Genomic DNA, 17992 nt, shown 5'->3' on the forward strand with positions numbered 1-17992 from the left:
TCATTATTAATATTCAGATATATGAAACGTACACTTATATACATGTTTGCCGCTATGTCGCTTGTGGGTTCTTCTTGTTCCGGCGACTGGCTGAATTTGAATCCATCTACTTCTGTGACTACTCCACAAGCCATCCGTACGCTTGAGGAGGCGCAAATAGCTTTGAACGGCATTTATCGCATTGCTGCTTCACATAGTTATTATGGCGACAATTATCTCTATTATGCCGATTGCCGTGGTGAAGATGTTCAAGCGCGTGTCAGCAAGGGAGCCGGAAAACGTGTATCACCTTATTATGAGTTTAATGTTACGGCAGATGATGCCTTGAATATTACCCGTGTATGGAATCAGCCTTATAGTGTCATTCATCAGGCAAATAGCCTGCTGGAAAGAATAGAGTCCGGTGCGGTGGTTACTGATGATGCTGTTGCTCTCAACTGCATCAAAGCTGAAGCGCTTGCTTTACGTGGATTGGCTTTGTTCGATCTCACCCGTCTGTTTGCTATGCCCTATACCTTGAATAACGGAACTTCTTTGGGAGTACCCATCGAGATTAAAACGACTTTGCCTACTCACCAGCCTGCCCGCAATACGGTAGCCGAATGTTATCAGCAGGTGATAGACGATATGACAGGTGCATTGAAACTCTCGGCACTCTCTGCTGATAAGAAAAACGGTTATCTTAATGTATGGAGTGTCAAAGCATTACTTTCACGGGTATATCTTTATATGAATGATAATGAAAAGGCTCTTGCATTGGCCAAGGAAGTGATGAATAACGGTGGATTGTATCAGTTGTTCACACATGATGAATACCCTACTGTATGGGGAAAAGATTTCAGTTCTGAGTCACTGTTTGAATTTTACTACACTCTTTCTGAGCCTGATGGTGGGACGGGGGGAGAAGGTGCTCCAATGGTTTATGCCGATAATGTAAAGGACTGGAACAACCTTGTACTGACCAAAGCATTCCTCGATCTGTTGGGAGAAGATCCGGATGACGTGCGTCATTCATTGAATCGTTTGCCGGAGAAACCGGAAGAGGACATATTGCCCGAAGGTTCCAAGGGTTATCCTAAATATCTAAATAAGTATCCGGGCAAGACCGGAGATAATCCGCAGGATAACGACATCTGTATTATCCGTCTCTCCGAAGTTTACCTGAATGCTGCCGAGGCTGCCTTTAAGTTGGGGGGAGCAGAGAACCTAAAGTTTTCTTTGGATTGCCTTAATGCCATAGTGAGTCGTGCCAATCCTGTGAAGTCCGTGAAAGAAACGGAGTTGAGCCTGGAGCGTATACTGAAAGAACGTCGTAAGGAATTGGTAGGAGAGGGACATGCTTTCTTCGATGCTATGCGTAATGGTTTGTCTGTAAGCCGCACCGGTGGCTGGCATTTGCCTTCTGTAGCAGCTGCTGCAGTTATTAGTCCGTCTGATCCGCGGGTAGCATTACCTATTCCGCAGGCAGAGATAGATGCTAACCCGAATATGGTGCAAAATCCGCATTAATGCTTTCTGAGCCGTCAGATATATCGGATAATGAGTAGAAATACTTATGTAGTCGTATAACCAGATCCTAAGTCTGGTGCGACTACCGGTTATACATACCACATTCGCTTAATAAATATTTACTCTCTGATTTTGCAAACTTATGAGTAATAAAGTTATTCACTGAGGAGTTTACGGGCCATTTCTATCAGCGTATCTTTTCCTCTTAATTCATCTTCTTGCAGCATATCTGCCTTGATGTCCGGTTCAATGCCAAACTCGATGTGATTCATCTCCGCATCAAAATGGGGGCTGGCAGAGAAACGTACGCTCCATCCGTTGGGCAGTTCGGAAGTAAAAGGCATACCCGAACCTCCTCCGGTTTTGTCTCCGATGGTGGTGACATTGGGCAGACAACGCATGTGGTTGACAAAGTCATTGGTCGCACTGAAAGAGCGGCGATTGGTTAACACTACTACCTTCTTTTGCCAGCGTACTCCGTTGGCAGGCTCCAGATAGATGGCATAAGGCTTGGAGAAGTCGTTGTGTCCGGTGCCTGTCTTATGGGAGATGTATCCCGTCAATATCTTTTCATTGGTGAAACGGGAAGCGATACGGGCGGAGTTGGTTGCATTTCCGCCGCCATTGTCGCGCACGTCGATAATCAGTCCGTTACATACCGACAGATAGGAGAGCACTTCGTCCAGATTACCGTTACCGACCGGGTCGGCGAAACTTTCGTACCGTATGTAGCCGATATTATCTTTCAGTATCTTGTATTTAAGGCCTGCTGCCGTGCGATAATCCGTACTGGCGCGTCCCAGATAGGAATCTTCCAGCAGGTCTGCACGGAAGTTGCGGGGATAGTCCTGATACCAGGCGTCGTAATAAGACACGTTGTGAGCCGAGGCCAGATTGACATGTCCGTCCTGTAGTTCGTAGAGCATTTCGCTCAATACTTCAAATAGTCCTTCGCTGCCCATATTCGGGGTGATAAGCTTTTGATACCGGGTGTGAATCTCGTCCCAGTCTATCTGTTTGTAGTCGAGAAAACAGTATTGCTCGTCGATGATTTTCCACAACTGCTCGAAATTTCCCTGTGGATTATTGACAAACTCCTCTTCCCGAATGCAGGAAGAGAGAAGCCCCAGACAGAAAATCAGGCAGAAACCCTGTTGCAGTATTCTATAAATGATCGGATTCTTCATGGCGCTTTTCTGTTAATAGGCTCTGACAGCCGGTGGCAGGGGAGTGCCGTTCTTGTTGCGGATGCGGAACAGGTCGTGTACAAATCCCACCATGAATACTTGCGAATACGTGTGTGTCTTAATTCCGTTCAGTTTGGATTGCTGAAGATCGCACAAATAGCTGAGGCGCATTTTGGTATATCTGATCGGGAAGTCGACCGATAGCATCTGCCGCAATGCGGGCTGATTGTGCAGGGAGGTGAAGCGGATCACTCCGCTGGCATGTCCGAGTGTGAATATCTCATAATAGGACTGCCCGTAGTGGGGGGAGAACATGACCCCTATTACCGGCAGATTGACCTGATAGCGCAAAGCCAGCGGATAATTTTTTATCTTGGTATGCCAGATGGCCATTCCCGAAGCGTCGAGGTTGATGTAGGCGCGTGCCGAGGCCGGATTGTTCGTATTACGTAAGTTGTAGACAAAACCGCCGTTGAAGTCTCCCATTCCTCCGGCAAGCAACTTAAAGTTGTCTGTAATGCGGAACTGATAATGCAATCCGTAGTTCCAGTTCACCAGTCCGGCAAAGGTGTTGTTGTTATCTACCCGGTTGTGAGTGTATGCCAGGTTTGCCTGAAAAAAGTTCTGAACCGAGACATTGCCGTCACCCAGAGTTGTCATACGCATGGTCTCACGGCTGATGCGGAACTCGATTCCCTTGTATTCCTGCGGAGAAAGGTAGGTGTCGAATACATTGGTATATCCCACACCGTACATGGTGGCGCGTGTCACATAGCGGGTAGCCTGAAGTGAGTCTGTGCCGTTGCCATTTCCGTTCCCCCCGAAAGAGGGGAGAGCGGTTGCTATCATCAGTAATAGCAGTATGCTTGTTTTTACTTTCATACGCAGTTTTATCTTGGACTTGTGCTAAAACAGTTTCATCTGTCCGGTCATTTCGTCGAGTATGTCGTTTTCTGTTTTATCACTGTCCGGGTCCAGATTTTCCGGCTCTTCCCCGGTGTCATCTTCTTCGTTGTTTTGTGGCGGATCGGGGAAGCGGGTTGGCTCCAGTTCATTGATGGTTTCTACCGTATAAGTCGTGAGGCGTTTCCCTTTCGCTTTAAAACCTTTGACGGCAATGAACTCTTCGGCGTCGACGACAACAGGGTCACGGAAACTGTCATGGCCTCCGAAGATGATTTCCAATCTTGGATAATACTCGTCTGTCATCAGGATCAAGCGATTGTGTTTGTTCTCGCCCAGGTAATTCTGTTTGCGTGTAGTGGCTTCAAAGCAGAAACGTTTCAGGTACGGATAATTCTGCTGGTCGGCATCGTAAAGGGCAACTGTCCATATCTTATTGGGATCGAACTTCTCGACGATGCTTACATTGTCTTCGTAGTGATTGCTCAGGTCGAAGTTCGAAGTATAAAATTCTCCGGTATTCAGTACAACCAGAATGTTGTCGTCGCTCTGGAATTCACCCAGATATTCGCCTCGTCCGTCGTAGTTGAGACGGAGCACGTCACGGTCAAACCATACTTTACGTCCGCCCAGTGTGGAACCACCCCGTTGTTTCAAAACAATTTTGTGTACCGGCAGGCGTGTCAGGATGACGCCTTGGCTTTGCCGGCTGCGAATGGTCACTTCACTAAAGTCACGTTCGAAGATGATGCGTCGTACACGCGGATTCGGTTTCAAGGTGACTTTGATAATTTCCGCTTCCCCATTGGGGTTGGCGCTGAAGTAGGAAATGCGTGAATCGGGCTTGCCTTGAGTCACGTCGTATTCACGGTCACGCACGATGGAAGTGACTGCAAACCGTTTGATGTAATGTGTTCCCTCTGCGCCGTCACGGTAGGCTACGTTGTAGATGGTACGTTTGTCATTCTTCTTAAAGACATTGACGTAAATCACGTTTTTGCCCACAAACTTCTTGTCGGCTACCGGAGTCACCATGTAACGTCCGTCGCGATAGAATATAATCACATCGTCGATATCCGAACAGCATGCCACGAATTCGTCCTTCTTTAAGGACGTTCCGATGAAGCCTTCTTCACGGTTGATATAGAGTTTTTCGTTGGCTTCCACTACCTTAGCGGCTTCGATGGTGTCGAAGTTGCGCAACTCTGTGCGACGGGGGAAGTTTTTGCCATATTTCTCTTTCAGCATTCGGTACCATTGGATGGTATATTCCACGATATTGGCCAAGTGGTTGTTGATCTCGGCAATATCTTCGTTCATGCGGGCGATCGCCTCTTCAGCCTTGTCGGAGTTGAACTTCAGGATACGCCCCATCTTGATTTCCATCAGGCGGAGGATATCGTCCTTTGTCACTTCGCGTATGAATTGTGAATAGAAAGGAGTCAACCGTCGGTCGATATGTTCGCAGGCGGCATCCATGTCTTTGGATTGTTCGAACTCTTTATCTTTATAAATACGTTCTTCGATGAATATCTTTTCAAGTGAGGCGAAATGCAGGTTTTCCTGTAGTTCGTCTTTCTTGATTTCCAGTTCCTGGCGGAGCAGGGACAATGTATTGTCGGCCGACTTTCTCAACACATGGCTGATGGTGAGGAAGTGCGGTTTCTGGTCGTCAATGACGCAGCAGTTGGGCGAGATGCTCACTTCGCAGTCCGTAAATGCATAAAGGGCATCGATTGTCTTATCGGACGAGGTGCCCGGTGCCAGGTGGACCAGAATCTCGACGTTGGCCGCCGTATTGTCGTCTACCTTGCGTATTTTTATCTTTCCTTTATCAACAGCTTTCAGGATGGAGTCGATGACCGAAGTCGTGGTTCTGCCATAAGGGATTTCGGTGATAGCCAGCGTCTTGTTGTCTACTTTATTGATCTTAGACCGTATCTTGACTGCTCCACCGCGTTCGCCGTCGTTGTATTTCGATACGTCAATAGAACCTCCGGTCTGGAAGTCGGGATATAGTTTGAATTCCTCGTTACGCAGATAGCTGATGGATGCGTCGCACAGTTCGTTGAAGTTGTGTGGCAGTATCTTGGATGAAAGTCCTACGGCGATACCCTCTACACCTTGCGCCAGCAAAAGCGGGAACTTTACCGGTAAGGTAATAGGCTCCTTGTTGCGTCCGTCGTACGACAACTTCCATTCGGTGGTTTTGGGGTTGAATACTACATCGAGTGCAAACTTCGACAAGCGTGCTTCAATATAACGAGGAGCAGCAGCACCGTCACCGGTAAGGATATTACCCCAGTTTCCCTGGCAGTCAACCAACAGGTCTTTCTGCCCCAGCTGTACCAATGCGTCACCGATGGATGCATCGCCATGAGGGTGAAACTGCATGGTATGTCCTACGATGTTGGCCACCTTATTGTACCGCCCGTCGTCCATGCGTTTCATGGAGTGCAGGATGCGGCGTTGCACCGGTTTCAGTCCGTCATTGATGTGGGGCACGGCTCGCTCGAGGATAACGTATGAAGCATAGTCCAGAAACCAATTCTGGTACATTCCTGTAAGTTGATGTTTAATGCTTTCGTTATGTGAGTCCGCCGGCTTATAGTCAGAATGTCCTTCCGTAATCTCGTTGTTCTCTTCGCTCATAAAATCAAATTTCCCTCTGGTTTTAACAACAAATTATCTTTTTTACACCATTATTGGGTGATGTGCAGGCAAAAATACGAATTTAATTGAAAAAAATCATTTACTTTGCAGATTATTTCTGAGTCTGGCTTACAGGCAGATGTACGAAATGTAAATTGTAAATGATTAAATTGTAAATAAGACGATGGCACAAGAAGATGTTTTTAAGAAGTTAGTATCACATTGCAAAGAATACGGTTTTGTGTTCCCCTCAAGCGATATCTACGACGGACTGGGCGCGGTGTATGACTACGGACAGATGGGTGTTGAACTGAAAAACAATATTAAAAAATACTGGTGGGACAGCATGGTGTTGCTGCACGAAAACATTGTCGGTATTGACTCTGCAATCTTTATGCACCCTACCATCTGGAAGGCTTCCGGACATGTGGATGCATTTAACGATCCGTTGATTGATAATAAAGACTCTAAAAAACGCTACCGTGCCGATGTGCTGATTGAAGATCAATTGGCTAAGTACGATGATAAGATTAATAAAGAGGTGGCCAAAGCTGCCAAAAGATTTGGTGAAGCTTTCGACGAAGCTCAGTTCCGCAGCACCAATGGGCGTGTTCTTGAGCATCAGGCAAAGCGTGATGCATTGCACGAACGTTTCGCAAAAGCGCTGAACGATAACAATCTGGAAGAGCTCCGTCAGATCATTGTTGACGAAGAAATAGCTTGCCCGATTTCCGGTACTAAGAATTGGACAGAAGTTCGTCAGTTCAATCTGATGTTCTCTACCGATATGGGTTCTACTGCCGATGGTTCGATGAAAATCTATCTTCGTCCGGAGACGGCACAGGGTATCTTTGTCAATTATCTGAACGTACAGAAGACCGGCCGCATGAAAGTTCCTTTCGGTATCGCTCAGATCGGTAAAGCTTTCCGTAACGAGATTGTAGCCCGTCAGTTCATCTTCCGTATGCGTGAGTTCGAACAGATGGAGATGCAGTTCTTTGTTCGTCCGGGCAGCGAATTGGAATATTTCAAGAAATGGAAAGAAATTCGTTTGAAGTGGCACAAGGCACTGGGCTTTGGTGACGATCATTATCGTTTCCACGATCACGATAAATTGGCTCACTATGCAAACGCCGCTACTGACATTGAGTTCTTGATGCCATTTGGTTTCAAAGAAGTAGAAGGTATTCACTCCCGTACGAATTTCGACCTTTCTCAGCACGAAAAATTTTCGGGAAAGAGCATTAAGTATTTCGATCCGGAACTGAACGAATCGTATACTCCGTACGTAATCGAAACGTCGATCGGTGTTGATCGTATGTTCCTCAGTATTATGTCGGCTGCTTATTGCGAAGAGCAACTGGAAAATGGTGAAAGCCGCGTTGTATTGAAATTGCCTGCTGCATTGGCACCGGTGAAACTGGCTGTAATGCCGTTGGTAAAGAAAGACGGACTGCCTGAAAAGGCTCGTGAGATCATTGACAATCTTAAGTTCCACTTCCATTGCCAGTATGATGAAAAAGACAGTATCGGTAAACGTTACCGTCGTCAGGACGCCATCGGTACTCCGTACTGTGTGACTGTTGACCATCAGACATTGGAAGACAACTGTGTGACATTACGTAACCGCGACACTATGGAGCAGGAACGTGTGGCAATCTCTGAATTGAATAATATCATTGCCGACCGGGTAAGTATTACCTCGTTGTTGAAAACAATCCAATAACCCTTTAGCGAATGAACAAAAAAATCTATTTATTGCCGTTGCTGTTACTGGCTCTTATCTTTGTTTCCTGTGAGGAGACGAAAGAAGCTACGAAGTTTGATAACTGGCGGGCACGTAACGAAGGATATATCGATTCTTTGAAGACGGTATTTGATGAAAAAACCGATCCGGAACTGAAAGCTTTTGAGCCGGAGATAAATCCGAAGTTACGGATTTATTATAAAAAGAAGATCTCGAATGATACAGGTGCTATTCCCCTTTATACAGATTCCGTGAATGTGTTTTATCGTGGAAGTTTTATTTTTGGCGAAACATTTGACCAGAACTTTACGGGAGCTGATCCGGGGCCTTTTGATTCACCTACTAAATTTGTTATCCAAACATTTATTACGGTTGGTGGTGTCTCCGGTTGGGCTGAGATATTGCAACGTATGCGTGTCGGAGAAAGATGGCTTGTTTATATTCCGTGGGAGTTGGCTTACGGAGCAAGTGGAACTGACGATATTCCAGGCTATTCAACGCTGATCTTTGATATGCAATTGGAAGAAATATTGGATGAATAAGAATATGTAATAGAATCTCCCTGATTATTAATGCAATGGAAGAATAATCAGGGAGGATTTTGTATGTTAAGGTTTAGTATGCAGTGGTTTTACTTTACTAAATAGTTGATTTTATCGGGGTTGCCACTCCACTAATGGATAACTCCATCCATTAAACATTTTGGTACTTGGTATTCCAACTACTTCATGGATGATATAACCTTCTATATTTATAGAGTGTGATTTAGAATCCATATTTTGAACATCTATCCGGATTTCTTGGTTATACTTTACTTTTGCTAAATTGCGTTTACACACATTTAAATCTATTGAGATATTTCTTTCTTCTTTTTCTGCAACTTTCCATTTCTTTTTACCTTTCCATTCTAATTTTAAAACTAAAAATAAATTACTCCATGATTTATATGGTGGGAGGTTCTCTTTAATAATAACGGATTTAAGTTCATGTACATATTTGTATTTGGATTTACCTTCTGGAATCTTGAATTCATATTGATATGATGTTCCAATCTTTCCATATTTTGTTTCATATACAGTTCTTGTTGTTACTTCTGATTCCTCTTGGTTAACTCCTACTTGCCCATATAGAACAGGAACGGGTAGAATTTTCTCCTTAATTGATTTTACGTACATATTTCCTTTTTCAAATGCAATTACGGTATCATTTATTTGCATTTCCATTTTATGGTTGAATAGTGCTTGAAATGCTCTAGGCATTTCTGTCATGATTTCATCTTCGCAAAATTCAAGGTCTTTATATAGCGGATATTTAATACCCGAGGCACGAATCCATTCTGTTTGTTCTTCATAAGTCATGTAAGATAGTGTATCAAGGGTGTTATAAAACTCTTTTGCACTATTGAATACAATTCTGGAATCTTCTTCTTTTTGCGGATTTACTTGATTAGTCACCGTTTGATCCAATTCTGTTTCATCACATGATGAAAGTAGAATTATTGACAATAGCAAAAATAATTTAGATATGGTTTTCATATATAAAAAGATTTATACTCTTTGAGAGAAAGAGCTTGTTATTATTTAAAAATAAAATCTCAGATTTCATTTGTTGTAAATTCTCCGGTATATGCTTTGCCATCCAGTATTAATTCAATATTATAGTTTGATTCACTTTGATTGTTGCCTAAATCGATAGAGATACTACAATCGTTTGTTGAAACATTGTAATGAATGGCTTCTCCCGTATCTAAATTCATAATTGTGACAACTGCAGTTTTATTTGTTTCTCTGAAAATAAGATCAACCGTATTTCCGCAGATAAAAGCTTCTGCGGGACAAGGTGGGGGCAGAGAACGTTGATGGTGCTGAGTTTCTACTTTCATTTTAATTTTCTTTCTTGAGGCCATTGTTTCTGCATTTATATAGCCAACACTAATGAATAAGAATAGGGTAATTAGACAGGTTAACTTTTTCATGATAAATAAATTTATGTTTCTGCAAAGATAGTCCAATACCCAGGTGATGATACTGATGTGAGATAACAATTGAAGGATTTATGATTGCTGATAATCAGTTGTTTATGAATTTTGATATAACAAGGAGGAGGAGCCGTGTGATAAAAGTTCATAAAACTCCTTCTGAAGGAGAGCTTTCATTAAAGATTATAGAAAAGGTTTGGGGACTGATTTGTTTTTTTATGCGATACTTTCTTTGGGTGAGTGCTTGGTTACTTTCAACTCTCATACAAAATTTGATTGTAGAGGTAGATAGACGCAAATATTGTAGAATGCAATAGAAGAGGTCTTCTTGTGTTAGTTTTGGATATTGTTCTCGTAACTTCTGAATTGCTTCGATGAAAACTTCGTTTATCTCTTTCTGTATGGAATTAATTTCTTTCTGTTTTTCTTCTCTTTCTTTTTTAAATTTGGCTGTTTCTATTGCATGTAATTTTTTATATGATGTGGAAGTATGAAATAGTCGTGTACATATTTGAAGTGTTCTTTTCCATAATTCAACTTGTTGCTGCTTTAGTTCTTCTTTTTTTAATTCTTTATTCCTTTCCGCAATATATGTATTACTATCAATTAGCGTTTTGATTTTCTCTTTTAATTCATCTTTTTCTATTTGGTTATTTCTTAATTCACATTGTATTTTAATGTATACTTTTTTTCTTTTATTATCTTTATAAAGAAAGATAAATGTGATACACGCAATGAGTAATAATGTAGTTACAATAAGAAAAGCTGTATGCTTTTGCCGTTTTATAACTTCGGCCTGTTGTAATGTCTCTGTCGCATGTTGCTTTAGTATGTGACTGATTTCCGCACTATGGTTTAAATCTTGTATAGAATCATATAGAATGAGAGACGTGTCATTGTATAGAATTGCATCATTTAATTCTCCTTGTTCTTTTTTTATTTCATATAGAGCTTGGTATGCCGATGCCTGTGTATTTAAGTCTGAACTTTTTTTAGCTAAATTGATATAATAAAAAGCAGAATCCAATTGATTCAGATTGTGTAATATTTCTCCTTTCCAAAAATACATAGCAGATAGATCGCTACTGCGTGGAGCATATTGAATAGAGCGTACTATATAACTATATGCCGCTTCATAGAGGTTTTTATTGTCATAAATCCGGGAAATATCACAAAATAAGATAGACTGCCATGTAGAGTCATTGGTACTTGATGCAATGGTGAGAGCTGTTTGGTAATATTTAAGAGCTTTCTCAAACTGTTCTTGAATAGCATATATGCTTGCCATTCCTCGAAGTGGGTATAGGATATTCTTGCTATTGTATTGTTTATAAATGTAGTATGCGTCTTTATATACTTCTAAGGCTTTGTCATAAAAATCTTGGTTTTTATAGCATGTACCCAAATTATCGTATATCAAAGTTAATAATGTGTCATGATCTGATGTTGCTTTTTCTGCAATGAGATAAGAGTTAATGGCTTTTGCATAATCATTATTGTTTTGATAAAATCGTCCTAAATAAAAGTATGCTTTTGCTTTATTGTTATCTTTTGATAAGTGATCATAATGATTTATAGCAATCAAAATTAATGAATCGTTGATTAATTGATGGCCGGCTTTATCCTGTGCTTGTGCTAATAATAATGCGTATTTTGCGTTTTCTGAAACAGATAAATCTGTTTGATTTATTGTTTTTAATAATTTAAACGCACTATCGGGTTGATATTCCATAATGGAATCTGCTAGAAAGATGGTTCTGTTTATTTGCTGATGCCGTGAACAAGAATAAATGATAGTGAATCCTAAAAATAACAGTATTATATTTAGTAAATATTGTCTCATCTTTATATTTTTGCTTATTCGGAAGGTAAAGGTAACAAATTTTGTAAAAATAATAATTGATATTACTTTTAAAATTTTGATAGAATGGAATATATCAACGATTTAATCCGACGGAAAGACCGCCTTTTATCGGAAGACGAAGCAATGAGTTTACTTGAAAATGGAGAATACGGAGTGTTATCTATTTCTTCAACTGAAGAAGGTGTTTATGGCATTCCCATTAATTATGTATGGGATAAACAACAGTCTATCTATTTTCATTGTGCTCCCGAAGGGCATAAGCTTTGTATACTTCAAAACTGTAATCAGGCATCGTTTTGCGTGGTAGGACGCACGCGCGTTGTTTCCAATCAATTTAGTACCGAGTATGAAAGTATTGTGATTAACGGGACTATGATTTGTCAGTTAGAAGAAACTGAGAAGCGAAAGGCATTGGAACTTCTGCTTGATAAATATTCTCCAGAAGATAAAAAGGTGGGGTTGAAGTATATAGAAAAGTCTTTTCATCGTACCCACGTCTTGAAACTTGTTATTAAAGTAATATCCGGTAAGTGTAAGAAAATAAATCAGCCCTGTCAGGATTATTAAGAAGCCCCTACCTTATCTCTCCTTTATTTATCTTTTGTTTTTTTAGCATGGGTTATTTTTCTTTCGCAAATGTAATCTGGATTACATCTTTTATAAATGAAAATCCTTTTCTTTGCATAAATACATAGCATAATACATACTATGAAGGTAAAAGAATATATCCAATGGTTACTCCCTTCGCGTAAGTGGAGAGTACTTGCGATCATTATAACAGGTGTGATTGTAGGTGGAGGAGCTCTTTTTCTTTATATGCTCCGGGCACATACTTATCTGGCTGATGATCCTTCGGCCTGTGTCAACTGTCACATCATGGGACCTTATTATGCAACCTGGTTCCATAGTTCGCATAGCAGGAATGCTACGTGCAATGACTGTCATGTTCCCCACGAAAATCCTGTGAAGAAATGGGTGTTCAAGGGAATGGATGGCATGCGTCACGTTGCTGTATTTCTGACACGGGGCGAGAAGGATGTGCTTCGGGCCAATAAAGAGAGTGCGGAGGTGATTATGAACAATTGCATTCGTTGCCATACACTACTGAATACGGAATTTGTAAATACGGGACGAATAGATTATATGATGTCTCAGGTAGGTGAAGGGAAAGCTTGTTGGGACTGTCATCGGGACGTACCGCATGGCGGAAGCAACAGTGCTGCCTCCACTCCTGACGCATTAGTACCTTATCCGGATTCTCCCACACCGGAGTGGTTGAGAAAGATGATAGAATAAATAAAAAATCAAGATAACAAATTATGGAAAAGAAACTGAAATCATGGCAGGGATGGCTGTTGTTCTGCGGAGCGATGGCAGTCGTTTTTGTACTCGGGCTTGTAGTCTCTTCACTGATGGAGCGCAGGGCGGAAACGGTAAGTGTTTTCAATAACAAACGGGTGGAGATTACCGGAATAGAAGCCCGGAACGAAGTGTTTGGAGAAAATTATCCCCGGCAGTACGAGACGTGGAAAGAAACGGCAAAAACCGATTTTAAAAGCGAGTTTAATGGCAATGAAGCGGTAGATGTGCTTGAACAGCGCCCTGAGATGGTGGTGCTATGGGCCGGATATGCATTTTCAAAGGATTACTCGACTCCACGGGGGCACATGCATGCCATTGAGGACATTACTCATTCACTTCGTACCGGTGCGCCGATGGATGATAAAAGTGGTCCGCAGCCTTCTACCTGCTGGACTTGTAAGAGTCCGGATGTGCCTCGCATGATGGAGGCGATTGGAGTGGACTCGTTTTATAACAACAAGTGGGGAGCTTTCGGCAGTGAGATTGTCAATCCGATAGGTTGTGCAGACTGTCATGAACCGACAAATATGAAATTGCATATCAGCCGTCCGGCTTTACGAGAGGCTTTTGCCCGCCAGGGAAAAGATATAGACAAAGCGACTCCACAGGAGATGCGTTCGCTGGTATGTGCGCAATGTCATGTAGAGTACTATTTTAAGGGGGATGGTAAATATCTGACTTTCCCTTGGGATAAGGGATTCTCGGTAGAAGATATGGAAGCCTACTATGATGAGGCCGACTTCGCTGATTATACACATGCGTTGAGCAAAGCCCGTATACTGAAAGCGCAGCATCCGGATTATGAAATTTCTCAGATGGGGATTCATGCCCAACGCGGAGTATCGTGTGCCGATTGTCATATGCCCTACAAAAGTGAGGGAGGCATGAAGTTCAGCGATCACCATATTCAAAGTCCGTTGGCTATGATCGACCGGACTTGCCAGGTGTGTCATAGGGAGAGTGAAGAGACTTTAAGAAATAATGTATATGATCGCCAGCGTAAAGCGAACGAAATTCGCGGCCGTTTGGAGCAGGAATTGGCTAAGGCACATATTGAGGCTAAATTTGCATGGGACAAGGGTGCGACAGATGTCCAAATGGCAGAGGCATTAAAGTTGATTCGCCAGGCTCAGTGGAGATGGGATTTCGGAGTAGCTTCGCATGGAGGCGCATTCCATGCTCCGCAAGAGATACAACGTATTCTGGGGCATGGGCTTGACAAGGCTTTGCAGGCCCGGTTGGCTATTTCGAAAGTACTGGCTCAGCACGGCTACACGGCTGACGTTCCGATGCCTGATATTTCGACAAAGGAAAAAGCACAGGAATACATCGGTCTGGATATGGAGAAGGAGCGTAAGGCGAAAGACAAATTCCTGAAAACAATAGTACCTGAGTGGTTGGAGAAAGCGAGGGCCAACGGTCGTCTGGCTAAACTGTAGACTATGTGGCAGAAACCTTGGGGATATAAAGAGGGGTTCGCTATCTGTGGCGGGCTCTTTCTTACAGGCACTTTCCTGCAAATAACGATAGGAAAATGTGAGCTTTCCATTCTTTCATACCCTATGAATGTGTGCGTGGGAGTATTGTATCTTGTTATCTTGTTACTGATCTACGCCTTTTCGCAAAAGAGTTATTTCATCCGGTGGATGGGAAGCTGCCAGGCTGCCGTTTCATCTATGGTATCAGTCGCGATGCTGACTGTAGTGATGGGGCTGATTCGCCAAGTGAAGTCCGATGTACCTCTGTTAGGTGCTGAGAGCTGGCTGGGGTTTTCGCAGATGTTGTCGGCATGTTCGTTTGTGCTGTTGTTCCTTTGGATGATCACTTTGTTGGGACTGACCACAATTCGGAGGATACACCATTTCCGCTGGTGTGATTTTCCTTTTGTATTGAATCACTTGGGACTGTTCCTTGCACTGACCGGTGCTATCTTGGGCAATGCCGATATGGAGCGTTTGCGGATGACTACAAAAACAGGACAGGCAGAATGGCGCGCGTTGGACGAGAACCAGAAAATGCGGGAGTTACCTCTGGCAATAGAACTCCAGGACTTTACGATTGATGAATACCCCCCGAAGTTGATGCTGATAAATAATGAAACAGGTGAGGCATTACCGTCAAAGAAACCGGAAAACCTGTTGATTGAAGAAAATTTTCATACCGGACGATTGCTTGATTGGGAAATTGGTATCGAGAAGAAAATACCTCTGGCTGCCAGTGTAGCGACTCAGGATACGTTGAATTTTGTAGAATTTCATTCAATGGGGGCTACTTATGCTGTTTATCTGAAAGCTGTGAATAATAAGACAGGACAGCAGCGTGAAGGATGGGTGAGTTGCGGGAGTTTTATGTTTCCTTATAAAGCTATCCGGCTTGACGATCAGACCAGTCTGGTGATGCCGGAACGTGAACCCCGTCGTTTTGCATCCGAAGTCAAGGTTTATACGGAATCGGGATGCCGTGATTCGGCTACGATTGAGGTGAATAAGCCTTTTGAGTTGGAAGGGTGGAAAATATATCAATTGAGTTATGACGAGTCGAAAGGGCGTTGGAGTGATATCAGCGTATTCGAACTGGTTCGTGATCCATGGTTGCCGGTCGTTTATACCGGTATCTGGATGATGATAGCGGGAGCTGTCTGCCTGTTTGCCTTGTCACAGAAAAGAAAGGAGGACAACACATGAGTTGGGATCAATTTGTGATTTTTGCCATTGTAGCACTTTTATGCTGGGGAATCGGTGCGGTTGCCGCCTGGAGAGGAAAGCGGCAATGGATGGTCTATACGGCTACATTAGCGGGATTGGCTGTCTTTTTTGCCTTCATTCTCGGGATGTGGATCTCTCTGGAACGGCCTCCGATGCGTACGATGGGTGAAACCCGTTTGTGGTACTCTTTCTTTTTACCTTTGGCAGGTATCATAACGTATAGCCGCTGGCGATATAAATGGATTTTGAGTTTCAGTTTTATTCTTTCGCTGGTGTTCGTCTGTATCAATCTGTTTAAGCCTGAGATACACAATAAAACTTTAATGCCTGCTCTGCAGAGTCCTTGGTTTGCACCGCATGTTATTGTTTATATGTTTGCTTACGCTATGTTGGGAGCGGCGGCTGTCATGGCTGTTTATCTGCTTTGGATCAAAAAGAAAACTCCGGAAGAACGTGAGATGGAACTGTGTGACAATCTGGTCAATGTGGGACTGGCATTTATGACGCTGGGAATGTTGTTTGGTGCATTGTGGGCAAAAGAAGCTTGGGGGCATTATTGGAGTTGGGATCCCAAAGAAACGTGGGCGGCTGCTACGTGGCTCGGTTACCTTTGCTATATACATTTTCGGATGAACCGGAGGCAAAAAGTGCGTACGGCGCTTGTCGGACTTCTCATTTGCTTCGTATTACTGCAGATGTGCTGGTATGGCATTAATTATCTGCCATCGGCACAGGGGACCAGCGTACATACGTATAATCTGAATTGATAAATCGTTAACTACTAATTTAGAACCGAGTTATGAGAATCACAAATCTATTTTGGACAGTTGTGCTTTTAGCCCCACTGTCTGTCTTTGCACAGCAACAGAAAGAGAATCTGTTTACGATTGATGCACAGATACGTACCCGTGGTGAATACCGCAATGGAGTATTGAATCCTCGTCCGGAAGGAGAAGAACCCACTTTCTTTGTTAACGAGCGTGCCCGGCTTTCTTTGGGGTATCAGCGTGACAGGTTACAGATGAGACTTTCTGCACAGCACGTAGGAGTGTGGGGGCAGGATCCTCAGATTGATAAGAATGGAAGGTTTATTTTGCATGAAGCGTGGGCTCGCCTTGACTTCTCAAAAGGATTATTTGCGCAGTTGGGAAGGCAACCGTTGTCGTATGATGATGAGCGTCTGCTTGGCGGACTGGACTGGAATGTGGCCGGGCGATTTCACGATGCATTAAAATTGGGATATGAAAGTAAACTGCATAAGTTGCATTTGATATTGGCTTTCAATCAGAATGATGAAAACCGTTCATACGGAGGCACTTATTATGCTTCCGGAGCGCAACCTTATAAAACGATGCAAACGGTTTGGTATAACGGTCATTGGGCTAAAGATTTCACTGTTTCGCTGCTTTTTATGAATACCGGATTTGAAACGGGTACGGAGGGAAATGGTAAAACAGCTAATATGCAGACAATGGGCACTTATTGGGTATACACGCCCGGAGCGTGGCTGTTCAATGGCAGCGCTTATTATCAGTTCGGAAAGAATAAGGCTGACAAGAAAGTATCTGCTTATATGTTTAGCTTGAAAGCCGGTTATAAAATTGATCCGAAGTGGAGCGTAAGTCTGGGTACGGACTATCTTAGCGGCGATCCCGATAGTAAAAAAGTGAGCACTTTTGACCCGTTATATGGAACACATCATAAATTTTACGGAGGTATGGACTATTTCTATGCATCGGCTTACAATAAGGGGTTGTGGGATAAGATTTTGAGCGTAGACTTTAAACCGACTAAGAAATTGAGTTTCTCGTTGAATTATCATCACTTCTCTACTACATATGACGTTATGGCTACAGATGGTAAGGAAGGACGCTGCCTGGGGTCGGAATTGGATATGCAGGTAGATTATACTTTGATGAAAGACGTAAAACTGACTGCCGGTTATTCTACTATGCTTGGAACTAAGTATATGGATATAGTAAAGGGAGGCAACCATAAAAGTTGGCAGGACTGGGGCTGGTTGACACTGAATATCAATCCACGCATTTTATTTACTAAGTGGTAAGATTGGTACGGGAGAAAATG

At 42.9% G+C, this 17992-nt stretch carries 15 protein-coding genes; 9 read left to right on the forward strand and 6 right to left on the reverse strand.

The window, feature by feature from the left end:
• Positions 1-21 precede the first annotated feature (21 nt).
• Positions 22-1509: a RagB/SusD family nutrient uptake outer membrane protein gene (locus tag BF9343_RS01625; RefSeq protein ID WP_005784195.1), complete on the forward strand. Its 1488-nt coding sequence runs from the start codon at positions 22-24 to the stop codon at positions 1507-1509.
• 155 nt (positions 1510-1664) lie between these two features.
• On the opposite strand, the gene BF9343_RS01630 is transcribed toward BF9343_RS01625, so the two are convergent.
• Genes BF9343_RS01630 through BF9343_RS01640 form a run of 3 tightly spaced genes read right to left on the reverse strand, consistent with a single transcriptional unit; the run spans position 1665 to position 6251 of the window.
• On the reverse strand, positions 1665-2696 hold the full coding sequence (locus BF9343_RS01630) for a S41 family peptidase (protein WP_005784197.1): 1032 nt from the start codon (positions 2694-2696) through the stop codon (positions 1665-1667).
• Between the two features lie 12 nt (positions 2697-2708).
• Positions 2709-3545, reverse strand: coding sequence for a DUF3316 domain-containing protein (locus BF9343_RS01635; protein WP_045899468.1), 837 nt, complete (start codon positions 3543-3545; stop codon positions 2709-2711).
• Between the two features lie 57 nt (positions 3546-3602).
• Positions 3603-6251 carry a DNA gyrase/topoisomerase IV subunit A gene (locus BF9343_RS01640; RefSeq protein WP_005784201.1) on the reverse strand — a complete coding sequence of 883 codons (2649 nt, stop codon included), beginning with the start codon at positions 6249-6251 and terminating at the stop codon, positions 3603-3605.
• Between the two features lie 184 nt (positions 6252-6435).
• Here BF9343_RS01640 and BF9343_RS01645 point away from each other — a divergent pair, with 184 nt between their 5' ends.
• Positions 6436-7977: a glycine--tRNA ligase gene (locus BF9343_RS01645; protein ID WP_005784203.1), complete on the forward strand. Its 1542-nt coding sequence runs from the start codon at positions 6436-6438 to the stop codon at positions 7975-7977.
• Between the two features lie 11 nt (positions 7978-7988).
• A complete protein-coding gene (locus BF9343_RS01650) occupies positions 7989-8540 on the forward strand; it encodes an FKBP-type peptidyl-prolyl cis-trans isomerase (protein WP_005796621.1) in 552 nt (183 codons plus the stop codon).
• A 111-nt stretch (positions 8541-8651) separates the two neighbouring features.
• Here BF9343_RS01650 and BF9343_RS01655 read toward each other — a convergent pair whose 3' ends face one another.
• The 3 genes from BF9343_RS01655 to BF9343_RS23555 form a co-directional block, all read right to left on the reverse strand.
• Entirely contained in the window at positions 8652-9533 is an 882-nt protein-coding gene (locus BF9343_RS01655; protein ID WP_008658162.1) for a hypothetical protein, read from the reverse strand.
• A 59-nt stretch (positions 9534-9592) separates the two neighbouring features.
• Positions 9593-9973, reverse strand: coding sequence for a DUF3244 domain-containing protein (locus tag BF9343_RS01660; RefSeq protein WP_008658164.1), 381 nt, complete (start codon positions 9971-9973; stop codon positions 9593-9595).
• A gap of 148 nt (positions 9974-10121) precedes the next feature.
• A complete protein-coding gene (locus BF9343_RS23555) occupies positions 10122-11819 on the reverse strand; it encodes a tetratricopeptide repeat protein (RefSeq protein ID WP_010992009.1) in 1698 nt (565 codons plus the stop codon).
• Positions 11820-11903: 84 nt separating this feature from the next.
• Between BF9343_RS23555 and BF9343_RS01670 the strand changes: the two genes are divergently transcribed.
• The 6 genes from BF9343_RS01670 (at position 11904) to BF9343_RS01695 (ending at position 17972) form a co-directional block, all read left to right on the forward strand.
• On the forward strand, positions 11904-12407 hold the full coding sequence (locus BF9343_RS01670; RefSeq protein WP_009291426.1) for a pyridoxamine 5'-phosphate oxidase family protein: 504 nt from the start codon (positions 11904-11906) through the stop codon (positions 12405-12407).
• A 141-nt stretch (positions 12408-12548) separates the two neighbouring features.
• Complete coding sequence (gene nrfH / locus BF9343_RS01675) at positions 12549-13136, forward strand: cytochrome c nitrite reductase small subunit (protein ID WP_010992010.1); 588 nt, start codon at positions 12549-12551, stop codon at positions 13134-13136.
• A gap of 23 nt (positions 13137-13159) precedes the next feature.
• Positions 13160-14641: an ammonia-forming cytochrome c nitrite reductase gene (gene nrfA, locus BF9343_RS01680; protein WP_005796615.1), complete on the forward strand. Its 1482-nt coding sequence runs from the start codon at positions 13160-13162 to the stop codon at positions 14639-14641.
• A gap of 3 nt (positions 14642-14644) precedes the next feature.
• Positions 14645-15886: a cytochrome c biogenesis protein ResB gene (locus BF9343_RS01685; RefSeq protein WP_005796614.1), complete on the forward strand. Its 1242-nt coding sequence runs from the start codon at positions 14645-14647 to the stop codon at positions 15884-15886.
• Entirely contained in the window at positions 15883-16674 is a 792-nt protein-coding gene (locus BF9343_RS01690) for a cytochrome c biogenesis protein (RefSeq protein ID WP_005801652.1), read from the forward strand. Before BF9343_RS01685 ends, BF9343_RS01690 begins: the two co-directional genes overlap by 4 nt.
• Positions 16675-16706: 32 nt before the next feature.
• Positions 16707-17972, forward strand: coding sequence for an alginate export family protein (locus tag BF9343_RS01695; protein ID WP_005784222.1), 1266 nt, complete (start codon positions 16707-16709; stop codon positions 17970-17972).
• Positions 17973-17992 lie beyond the last annotated feature (20 nt).

Origin of the sequence: Bacteroides fragilis NCTC 9343, from assembly GCF_000025985.1 — a bacterium.
Classification (GTDB): Bacteria; Bacteroidota; Bacteroidia; order Bacteroidales; family Bacteroidaceae; genus Bacteroides; species Bacteroides fragilis.

Excerpts from the sequence above, each read along its gene's own strand:
- nrfA (WP_005796615.1), top strand. The coding sequence starts at position 13,160 with ATGGAAAAGAAACTGAAATCATGGCAGGGATGGCTGTTGTTCTGCGGA.
- BF9343_RS01690 (WP_005801652.1), top strand. The coding sequence starts at position 15,883 with ATGAGTTGGGATCAATTTGTGATTTTTGCCATTGTAGCACTTTTATGC.
- BF9343_RS01695 (WP_005784222.1), top strand. The coding sequence starts at position 16,707 with ATGAGAATCACAAATCTATTTTGGACAGTTGTGCTTTTAGCCCCACTG.
- BF9343_RS01650 (WP_005796621.1), top strand. The coding sequence starts at position 7,989 with ATGAACAAAAAAATCTATTTATTGCCGTTGCTGTTACTGGCTCTTATC.
- BF9343_RS01625 (WP_005784195.1), top strand. The coding sequence starts at position 22 with ATGAAACGTACACTTATATACATGTTTGCCGCTATGTCGCTTGTGGGT.
- BF9343_RS23555 (WP_010992009.1), bottom strand. The coding sequence starts at position 11,819 with ATGAGACAATATTTACTAAATATAATACTGTTATTTTTAGGATTCACT.
- nrfH (WP_010992010.1), top strand. The coding sequence starts at position 12,549 with ATGAAGGTAAAAGAATATATCCAATGGTTACTCCCTTCGCGTAAGTGG.
- BF9343_RS01640 (WP_005784201.1), bottom strand. The coding sequence starts at position 6,251 with ATGAGCGAAGAGAACAACGAGATTACGGAAGGACATTCTGACTATAAG.
- BF9343_RS01685 (WP_005796614.1), top strand. The coding sequence starts at position 14,645 with ATGTGGCAGAAACCTTGGGGATATAAAGAGGGGTTCGCTATCTGTGGC.
- BF9343_RS01630 (WP_005784197.1), bottom strand. The coding sequence starts at position 2,696 with ATGAAGAATCCGATCATTTATAGAATACTGCAACAGGGTTTCTGCCTG.
- BF9343_RS01655 (WP_008658162.1), bottom strand. The coding sequence starts at position 9,533 with ATGAAAACCATATCTAAATTATTTTTGCTATTGTCAATAATTCTACTT.
- BF9343_RS01635 (WP_045899468.1), bottom strand. The coding sequence starts at position 3,545 with ATGATAGCAACCGCTCTCCCCTCTTTCGGGGGGAACGGAAATGGCAAC.
- BF9343_RS01645 (WP_005784203.1), top strand. The coding sequence starts at position 6,436 with ATGGCACAAGAAGATGTTTTTAAGAAGTTAGTATCACATTGCAAAGAA.
- BF9343_RS01670 (WP_009291426.1), top strand. The coding sequence starts at position 11,904 with ATGGAATATATCAACGATTTAATCCGACGGAAAGACCGCCTTTTATCG.
- BF9343_RS01660 (WP_008658164.1), bottom strand. The coding sequence starts at position 9,973 with ATGAAAAAGTTAACCTGTCTAATTACCCTATTCTTATTCATTAGTGTT.